This window comes from Streptomyces sp. TG1A-8 (genome assembly GCF_030499535.1).
Classification (GTDB): Bacteria; Actinomycetota; Actinomycetes; order Streptomycetales; family Streptomycetaceae; genus Streptomyces.
In genome coordinates, this window is the sequence record NZ_JASTLB010000002.1 from 18,787 (window position 1) to 27,523 (window position 8,737).

Annotated in this window: 9 protein-coding genes; 8 read left to right on the plus strand and 1 reads right to left on the minus strand. The window is 66.4% G+C overall.

Going from position 1 to position 8,737, the window contains the following annotated elements; translation table 11 throughout:
• Window positions 1–51: 51 nt before the first annotated feature.
• From QQY24_RS31920 to QQY24_RS31950, 7 genes are all read left to right on the plus strand, one after another.
• Complete coding sequence (locus tag QQY24_RS31920) at window positions 52–612, plus strand: UTRA domain-containing protein (RefSeq protein WP_301976458.1); 561 nt, start codon at window positions 52–54, stop codon at window positions 610–612.
• A gap of 62 nt (window positions 613–674) precedes the next feature.
• Window positions 675–1,070, plus strand: a complete 396-nt coding sequence (locus tag QQY24_RS31925) for a hypothetical protein (RefSeq protein WP_301976459.1) — start codon at window positions 675–677, stop codon at window positions 1,068–1,070.
• A gap of 240 nt (window positions 1,071–1,310) precedes the next feature.
• Window positions 1,311–2,045, plus strand: a complete 735-nt coding sequence (locus QQY24_RS31930; RefSeq protein WP_301976460.1) for a hypothetical protein — start codon at window positions 1,311–1,313, stop codon at window positions 2,043–2,045.
• 7 nt (window positions 2,046–2,052) lie between these two features.
• Window positions 2,053–2,478, plus strand: a complete 426-nt coding sequence (locus tag QQY24_RS31935; protein ID WP_301976461.1) for a hypothetical protein — start codon at window positions 2,053–2,055, stop codon at window positions 2,476–2,478.
• A 79-nt stretch (window positions 2,479–2,557) separates the two neighbouring features.
• Window positions 2,558–3,934, plus strand: a complete 1,377-nt coding sequence (gene dnaB / locus QQY24_RS31940) for a replicative DNA helicase (protein ID WP_367658062.1) — start codon at window positions 2,558–2,560, stop codon at window positions 3,932–3,934.
• Window positions 3,935–4,547: 613 nt separating this feature from the next.
• Window positions 4,548–5,324 carry a DnaB-like helicase C-terminal domain-containing protein gene (locus QQY24_RS31945; protein WP_301976462.1) on the plus strand — a complete coding sequence of 259 codons (777 nt, stop codon included), beginning with the start codon at window positions 4,548–4,550 and terminating at the stop codon, window positions 5,322–5,324.
• A 124-nt stretch (window positions 5,325–5,448) separates the two neighbouring features.
• Window positions 5,449–6,003: a helix-turn-helix domain-containing protein gene (locus QQY24_RS31950; protein WP_301976463.1), complete on the plus strand. Its 555-nt coding sequence runs from the start codon at window positions 5,449–5,451 to the stop codon at window positions 6,001–6,003.
• A 27-nt stretch (window positions 6,004–6,030) separates the two neighbouring features.
• Here QQY24_RS31950 and QQY24_RS31955 read toward each other — a convergent pair whose 3' ends face one another.
• Window positions 6,031–7,032: a DUF6083 domain-containing protein gene (locus QQY24_RS31955; RefSeq protein ID WP_367658064.1), complete on the minus strand. Its 1,002-nt coding sequence runs from the start codon at window positions 7,030–7,032 to the stop codon at window positions 6,031–6,033.
• A 255-nt stretch (window positions 7,033–7,287) separates the two neighbouring features.
• On the opposite strand from QQY24_RS31955, the gene QQY24_RS31960 reads away from it, so the two are divergent.
• On the plus strand, window positions 7,288–8,737 hold a 1,450-nt coding region (locus QQY24_RS31960; RefSeq protein ID WP_367658063.1), incomplete at its 3' end, for a UvrD-helicase domain-containing protein.

The window sequence follows — 8,737 nt, forward strand, 5'->3', positions numbered from 1 at the left end:
CCCGCTCACGCGCGGGCACCAGAAAACGCACCCAACCAAGGAGCAGTTCGCATGGCTAGCAACACAATCGGCACCGATGGTGTCATCCTCCGGGACGCACGCAACCGGTACCGCACCGCGCAGCGTGAGGAGAACGGCGCGCACGGCGCCTACGACGCCGAGCTCCGTCGCAGCGGCGGAACGCCTCGGTCCGAGGTCGAGGTTCGGCGTGAGGCTGCACCCGCTGACGTCGCCGAACTCCTGGGCAGCGAAGGCGAAGTCGTCGTCCGCGCCCGCAAGATGTACGACGGCGACCGCCTCATTCAACTCGCCACGACGTACCTCCCCGTGGACGTAGCCGAGGCCGCCGGTGTCGACCAGATCGACACCGGCGTGGGCGGCATCATCAGCCGAATGCGAGAGGCTGGGTTCGACCAGGGAGCCGAGGCTACCGAGGACGTGGCCCTGCGCTCAGCCACGGCCGATGAGGCGACCGCATTCGGTCTGCCGTCCGGCGCCTCGGTCCTGGCGATCGATCACGTCGGCCGCACCGAGGATGGACGTGTCATCGAGGTCACTCAGCACGTTCTGTCGGACGGCTGGAAGCTCCGGTACTCCGTCCCCCTGGCCTAACGGCTTGGCGGGCCTCGGCTTTACGCCGAGACCCGCCAAGCTCCCTTTGAAAGGATCAGTGGATGCGTCTCTCTGCCGCCGAGATCGTCACCGAGCTGCTGTCGGCACTCGGCGATGACGGTTGGCTCACGACTTCAACGGCCCCGGCCGGCCCCGGCCCCGTCGCTGCCAGCGCGGGACTCGGCGACATCGTTCAAGCGTTCCGCGCTCACTGCCGCACGGGGGCCCTCCCTCCGGCGGCCACCCGGGAACTCGAGCGCGCCGCCAACGCGGCCGTTCGAGCACAAGCACTGGAGGACGCCAACGATCCGGTTGCCCTGTACGGCGAGCTTGGGATTTCCCTCGCGTACCTGGTCCAGGCGCGCGGCGCGTGCATGGACCAGGGCCTCCCAAGCCTGCCGTTGCGAAAGAATGCAACGTTGACGTCTAGCCCTGGTGGAGAACGTATATCTCAGTAACGGCGAAGGGGCCCCATCACCACAATGGGGCCCCTTCCAAGTCCGACTCACGCGCCTGACAAGCTCCGAGTCGTGTCCGGTGAGGTGACCTCGCCGGGGGTGATGCCCGTGGACCCTCGGGTCCGCGCAGTCACCTATACCCAGGGTATGCGCAACTGATTGCGCAACACCACTGCTCTGGGATTCCTCTAGGTCGCACCTGCCGGTCACGGCTCCCCTACCTGGGGAGATGCACCACCGTTGCGTTACCAGCAAGACACTCCACGTCCGGAGAAGGACGGTTCGGCGGACCTTGAAGTCCGTGCAACTTACACCAAAAAGTCGGAGTTCGCCCCGCACGTCACGATCACCGAAGAGACGTTCTTCGGGCACGGCTGGCAACCGCTCACCATCGCCTTCGCTCAAGCGCTGTGGTTCCTGCCGCCCAACCAGACCTTTGATGTCCCGTTCCTCGTGGCATGGCTGGAGCAGCTCGGCTGGAAGGGTGCGAACGGGAAGCCGATCGGCGCGAATGTTGTGCGCCGGGAGCTGGGCCTGTTGCGCGAGGCCGGCTACGTACAGACCCACCGACTCCGGGGCGAGGGCGGTAAGGCCGTCGGCATCCAGTACGTCGTCTCACAGCGCCGGACCGACCAACCCGAGTCCGGATCCTGGATTCCCGCCCCTAACGATTACCGCAGCTCAGGCCACATGCCACCAATGACCACACGTGGTCAATCACCACATGTGGTCGATGGAGAAAAGCCCAGCTCAGGCCACATGCCACCAATGACCACACGTGGTCAATCACCACATGTGGTCGATGGTGCAAAACCGCAGGTCAAACCACGTGGTACCAATGGAGTTCACCCCCCACACCCCCCGGAGGAGGAGGATTCCTCCTCCCCCAACCCCCTCACTGACCCCGCGCGGTCGCTCCCGTCACAGCGGGAGGAGGCGGGCGACTTCACCCACGGAGGAGACCGCTGCCGCTGAGCGCTTCTTGCAGCAGATGAAGCGCTGGCAGGCAGGTGCCGCCACCGCGCGGAAGTGCGCGCCGCGGCTGCTGCGGGCGATGCGGGCGCAGGGCTGGCCGGCGCTGACCGGGCTGGACGACGAGCACCTGGCGCTGCTGGAAGCCGAGATCTTCAAGAACACCGGCGGCGCGGTCTCGTGGACGAAGTGCCTGCCGGGATGGGTCGATGACCTGCGGCTCTACGACCGGGTCAAGCCGCGTCCGCGCCGTGAGCAGTCCGCCGACGTGTGCCGCAAGCCCGGCCACGGCGGGGGCGCGTTCCCCGCCGACGACTGCCCGGAGTGCGCCCTTGAGTCGCGGCCCAGGCGCGAGGGCGCCTCGCGGGTGGACACGGCGGCACTGATCGACCTGCTGCACAGCAAGCGGCGCGGCACGGACCGCCCGAACCTCTGACTGACCTGTGTGAACGCGTGCGCCCGGGGCCTGGTTTGACCTCCCTGCCCCGGGCGCGACGGACCCCGAAGGAAATTCCGTGAACACCACCGTAACCACCCCCGCCGACATCCCCCAGCAGCACGAACCTCCCACCGGCTTCGAGCGGGTCCCGCCGCACGACCTGGAGTCCGAGCAGTCGGTGCTGGGCGGCATGTTGCTGTCGAAGGACGCCATCGGCGAGGTGTCCGAGATCCTCAAGGGCCGGGACTTCTACAAGCCCGCCCACGAGACGATCTACGCCACGATCATGGACGTGTACGCGGCCGGGGAGCCCGCCGACCCGATCACGGTCGCGGCGGCGCTGACCAAGCGCGGTGAGATCAACAAGGTCGGCGGGGCCGCCTACCTGCACACCCTCGTGCAGGCCGTGCCGACGGCGGCGAACGCCGCGTTCTACGCCGAGATCGTCCGTGAGCGCGCGGTGCTGCGCCGCCTGACGGAGGCCGGCACGCGCATCGCGCAGCTCGGCTACGCGGGCGAGGGCGAGCTGGAGGAGATCGTGAACACCGCCCAGGCGGAGATGTACGCGGTCACCGAGGAACGTACGGCCGGCGAGCCGGGCAGCGCCCTGGCCGCGATCGTGGAACGCGTCGTGGACAGCGTCGGTGCCCGCGACGAGGGCGAGATCACCGGCGTGCCGACCGGCTTCACCGACCTGGACTCCCTGACCAAGGGCTTCCAGCCCGGCCAGCTCATCGTGCTGGCCGGGCGCCCGGCCATGGGCAAGTCCACCGTCGCCCTCGACTTCGCCCGCGCCGCCGCCATCGAACACGGCCTGGGTGTCGCGCTGTTCTCGCTGGAGATGAGCGAGGACGAGATCGGCATGCGCGTGCTGTCCGCGGAGGCCCGCGTGGCGCTGCACCATCTGCGCGGCGGCACGGTCACCGACGACGACTGGGTACGCATCGGCCGGCGCCTGCCCGCCATCGGCGAGTCCCGGCTGCACGTGGACGACTCCCCCGGCCTGACCCTGGCCGACATCCGCACCCGCACCCGCCGCATCGCCGCCCGCGACGGCCTCGACCTGGTGGTGGTGGACTACCTCCAGCTCATCACCCCCGCCGGCCGCCGGGGTTCCTCCCGGCAGGAGGACGTCGCCGCGATCTCCCGGGGGCTGAAGCTGCTGGCCAAGGACCTGCGCGTACCGGTGATCGCCCTCTCCCAGCTCAACCGCGGCTCCGAGATGCGCCAGGACAAGCGCCCACAGGTCTCCGACCTGCGCGAGTCCGGCGCGATCGAGAACGACGCCGACATGGTGATCCTGCTGCACCGCGAGGACGCCTACGAGAAGGAATCACCCCGCGCGGGCGAGGCCGAACTCATCGTCGGCAAGCACCGCAACGGGCCCACCGCCACGATCTCGGTCGCCTTCCAGGGGCACTACTCCCGGTTCGTGGACATGGCGCAGACCTGATAGACCGCCTTGTAGGTTCCCACCTTCCGTGTCCTATTCCCACGAACCGTGGCCACTCGACGGCCTTGGCCGAGACTGCGCAGGTCAGCGACCTGCCCTCGACGAACGATCCCGAGGATTTGGACACGGCCGTGAGAATGAGCGGCTGGACACAGCGTGAGACACCGCGAGAAGCCGCAGGTCACGGCATCGCTGTAGGACACGAGCAGCGAGAACCTACACGCCTTGTGGGATCTCATTTCCCGTGTCGGAATCTCACGGTCGATGTCGGATCGCTGTCGGATGCGACACCAGCCGTGAGACCGCCCAGGTCAGGGGAGGGACGGCCCAAGCCGCCCAGCGCGGGCGGTCGAGCAGACGACACTGGCGTGAGACTCCAACGGCCGACACGTCGTGAGACTGCGGACGAAGCTGCAGGCATGAGCCTGGCATCCGACACGAACGGCGAGAACCTACACATCTCGTAAAGCGCCCGAATGTGTCTCTCGCTGATGATTTTCTTGTCCCAGCCCTGCGGGTGCTCCGGGAGGGTGATCGCCGTCCGACGGGCCGCGTGAGCGATTTTCGCCATTCAGCCGCCAATCACTCACTCCGATTCCGAAATGGAGAAGACATGAAGAACCGCGTGCGCTCTGCTGAAATCGTGACAGGGTTGTCCGACTTCGATGCCTTAGCCGGTCCGCTTCCGCGAGGGCGGGTCACGGTCGTCGCGGCACGCTCATCCTCAGGCACGACGGCGTTTGCCCTGGGCGTGGCCCGCCACAACGACGAGATCGGCCACCGTGTCGCGTTCGCTAGCTTCGAGAGCGGCACCGACACGATCATGGGTAACCTGGTTGCCGCCGTCACGTCGGTGAATATCGACCGCCCGCTTTCGATCGATAAGGGGCGCCGCGCACGCATCGAACGCGCTCGTGAGGCGATGGAGCGGTCCCGGCTGCTGATGTGGAGCCGTGCGCTGAAAACCGGAAAGTGGCCCTTCGAGAATCTGATGGAGCAGTTGGCCGCCCATCCGCAGCTTGCCCTCGTCGTCGTGGACGGGTACAGCCAGGCCGCTTACGGCGAACCCTCCGAAGGGGCAACGTTCGCCGCGCTGGAACAGCTCGCCCTCAAACGCGACATCGCCGTCCTGGTGACGGCCCATCTGATGCCGCAAGAGGACACCCCTGAGACTGATCCACCCGCGCTCTCCGACGTGAATCCGCTGGAGACCCCCGTGAAGGAAGCACAGACCGCGATGATCCTGCACCGCCCCGACCGTCACGGGACCGTTCCGCAACGACGCGGCGAAGTCGACCTCATCGCCGTCCACGGCTGGCAGGACACCGGCAACGTAACCGTGCGCTTCGAGCCTGAGTACCACCGGTTCGTCGACTTGCCCAACCAATAACCCGACAACGCCCCTGAGCGCCCCTCTGGCGGTCGGTCACCCGGTCCGGCGTCAATTCCCTCGCCGAGCCGGGTGATTGGCCCTTACAGCCCCCTACAGCCGATCTTCAAGGACCACCCCACTGATGGCTTCCGTCTCCGACGGCCTGGACCGCGCCGTGCAGCAGGCGTTCACCCGCCCCATCCCGAAGTCGGCCGGCGCGCAGATGCGCTACCTGGTCAAGCAGCTCAAGGGCACCCGCGCGGTCGCCGACGCACTCGGCGTCTCCCAGCGCACTGTCGAGCGCTATGTGAAGGACCAGATCCGCCGGCCCCGCGCCGACCTCGCCGCCCGCCTGGCCGACGCCGTCCGCGCCCGCTGGCAGCCCCGCATCCGCGAGCAAGCCCGGCGCCAGGCGGCCACCAGCACCGGCCTGGTGGTCGACACCCGCGCCCGCTTCGGCTTCACCGCCGCACCCGGCACCAGCGACGACGCCCGCATCCGTCATCTCACCATCGCCCTGCCCCCGCAGCACGCGGCCCGCCTGTTCGACGCCCAGGACGCCGGCGCCAGCGAGCAGCAGCTGCGCGCCATCGCCGCCGAGGGCCTGGGCGAGATGTACTTCCGCGACGGCGGCCGCCGTGCCCACGGCCTGGAGGTGGAGTTCACCGACGTCGAACACCTGAAGTTCGACCTGTAGGGATGTGCTGTGCTGCGGCGGCCAGGGTCAGTTGTCTGGCTTGACCCATTGTCTGTGAACGCGCTCGCGGTGTTTCCGGGCGCGTTCACATTTATAGCAGAGCCAGCCTTCCAGTACTTTGGCAACGCTGCCGTTGTGGCAGTCCGGTGTCGCGCACTCGGTGCGTTCCGGTTCGAGGGCGAGCCTGGCAATGCCGATGTTGGCCAGTGATGGTAGTTCGACCTGGGCTGGCCGTTCTCGCAAAATGAAATCGTCGTGTACCAGTGGGCGGAAGCGGACCCACTGGGGTGGCAGTGCATCGTCCTTGCTGGTTCCCCCTGTGTGCTGGGTACAATGCTGATGCATCCACCGCCGGAATTCGTCGGGGTAAAGTGTGTGGAGAGCATAGACCCACATGGTTGAACCGGCCCACAGCACTTCCTGCCCCGCACGGCCTGGCGTATATGGGATCTCGATTTCTGTCCATTCGCCTTCGTCGTGTGACACGGCATTCAAACATCTCTCACCCGTCCTCCACGCGCGCGCCACGCACTGGATGTCCTCGACCTTCCCAGGCGCCAGCCACAGGGCACTGGCATAGGCGATGACATGGCGCAGCCCCTCCACCGGCTCCACGTGCTGCTCGGCGACCTCGTCTTCATCCGAGGGACGTAGAACCGGAATGAAGCCCTGTTTGATACGTTTTTCGAACCGTAGCCGGAACAGGGCGCGCACTTCGGTCAGCTCGCGACTGCTTTCCGGGTGTTCGACTGCTGCGCAGAAAGCGGGATGCGGCACATAACAGTAGCTCTCCCCTCCATCGCCCGGCAGGGCGATACCTCGCAGGATATGCCAGCGCATTTGTACCGGAAACCGGTCAGAGGGAAGAGCTTTGGGGACCATGGGAATACGGCCGTGATCATAGCGGTCGAAATATTCCATCCGTTCGCCGCAGTAGCGGCATTGAGCTATGGCGTCGCGCCTTAGGAGTGTTGACGGACTCGACTGATGAACCCGCATTGTGCGAAAGGTACCGAAGCTGGGCTGCATACCTTTGTCTACCGGTGAGCTGTCCCGGTGGAAACGTTCAGACACAAAGCATCTTTTATAAGGCCTGCTCCTGCAACTCAAGCAGCCATTCGAGTGATGAGATACGCGAGGCCTTCCCAAATTTGCTCATGCGTTCGGCCTTTGTCAGCTTGTCTCAATTGCCGGTGGACCTCTGTCAGTGCTGTCTGTCACGCTTCGAGCAGCTCCGCGGCGCGTCAGCAAGCTGCGGAAAATTTCGAATGGAGAGTGCGCACAGTGCCCTCGTTGACTCCCACGGACGAGCAGCAAGCCGCGGTCACCGCCTTCGCATCAGGCAGAGACCTCGTCCTCCAAGCCGGCGCCGGCACAGGAAAGACCTCCACCCTCGAGCTGGTCGCAGCATCCGACCTGTCCCGCCGCGGCCTCTACGTTGCCTTCAACCGGGCCATCAAAGAAGCAGCCGCACGCCGCTTCCCCACCCGCGTCAAATGCAGCACCGGCCACGGCCTCGCCTACGCCGCCCTCGGCCACCGCTACCGCCACCGTTTCGGCGGCGCCCGCGTCCCAGCCTGGAAAACTGCCGAACTACTCGGCCTCCGCCAGAAACTCACCGTCAACGACAGGGTCTTCGAACACACCAGCCTGGCCTACATCGCCAAGCAGACGGTCCTGCGCTTTTGCCAGTCAGCCGACAAAGACCTCGACGCCAAGCACGTCCCCCTGCAACGCGGTGCCGAAGCCCCGGACATCCACCGGGTACTCGCCGCCACCGTCCTGCCCTACGCCCAACGCGCCTGGAACGACGTCAAGGACCCCGCTGGAACCAAGCTCAAAGTGGAACATGACCACTACCTGAAGGTCTGGCAGCTCACCGACCCCCGGATCCACACCGACTACATCCTGCTCGACGAAGCTCAGGACACCAATCCGGCACTCGAGTACGTCCTTAAACTTCAGCGCGCCCACGCCCAGATCGTCCTAGTGGGGGACAGCGCACAACAGATCTACACATGGCGAGGCGCTCGCGACATCATGACCGACTACGACGGAGCCCACCTCACCCTCACCCAGTCCTTCCGCTTCGGCCCCGCCCTCGCATCCGAAGCCAACAGATGGCTGCCTATCACACGCTCGACCTTGCGCCTGACCGGCCATCCCGCCACACCCACCAGGCTGGAAAAAGTCGAGAACCCCGACGCCGTCCTGTGCCGCACTAACGGCGGCGCCATGGCCGAAGTCCTGCACCAAATGGAAGCCGGCCGCCGCGTCGCCATGGCCGGAGGGGGGAGCGCCTTGCGCAGCCTTGCCGTAGCGGCCCAAGACCTCAAGAACGGACGCGGCACCCGCCACCCCGAGCTCTACCTCTTCCAAAGCTGGGGCGAAGTACAGGACTACGCCGAGAACGATCCCGCCGGTGCCGATCTCCTGCCCTGGGTGGAACTGGTCGACGAACTTGGCACCGAAGCCGTCCTCAAGGCCGTCGACCAGCTCGGCTCCGAAGACACTGCCGACGTCACCGTCTCCACCGTCCACAAGGCCAAAGGCAGAGAATGGCCCGCTGTTCGCATCGGCGAGGACTTCACTCCCCCCGAAGAAGACGAACTTGGCCGCCCCGGACGCATCATGCCAAGCGAAGCCCGCCTGGCTTACGTCGCCGTCACCCGCGCCCGCCACCAGCTCGACATCGGGGGTCTCGCATGGATCAGCGAGCATCCCCAAGGAAACC

Coding starts and splice junctions, on each gene's coding strand:
- QQY24_RS31950 (WP_301976463.1), top strand. CDS start 5,449: ATGGCTTCCGTCTCCGACGGCCTGGACCGCGCCGTGCAGCAGGCGTTC.
- QQY24_RS31925 (WP_301976459.1), top strand. CDS start 675: ATGCGTCTCTCTGCCGCCGAGATCGTCACCGAGCTGCTGTCGGCACTC.
- QQY24_RS31945 (WP_301976462.1), top strand. CDS start 4,548: ATGAAGAACCGCGTGCGCTCTGCTGAAATCGTGACAGGGTTGTCCGAC.
- QQY24_RS31920 (WP_301976458.1), top strand. CDS start 52: ATGGCTAGCAACACAATCGGCACCGATGGTGTCATCCTCCGGGACGCA.
- QQY24_RS31955 (WP_367658064.1), bottom strand. CDS start 7,032: ATGCAGCCCAGCTTCGGTACCTTTCGCACAATGCGGGTTCATCAGTCG.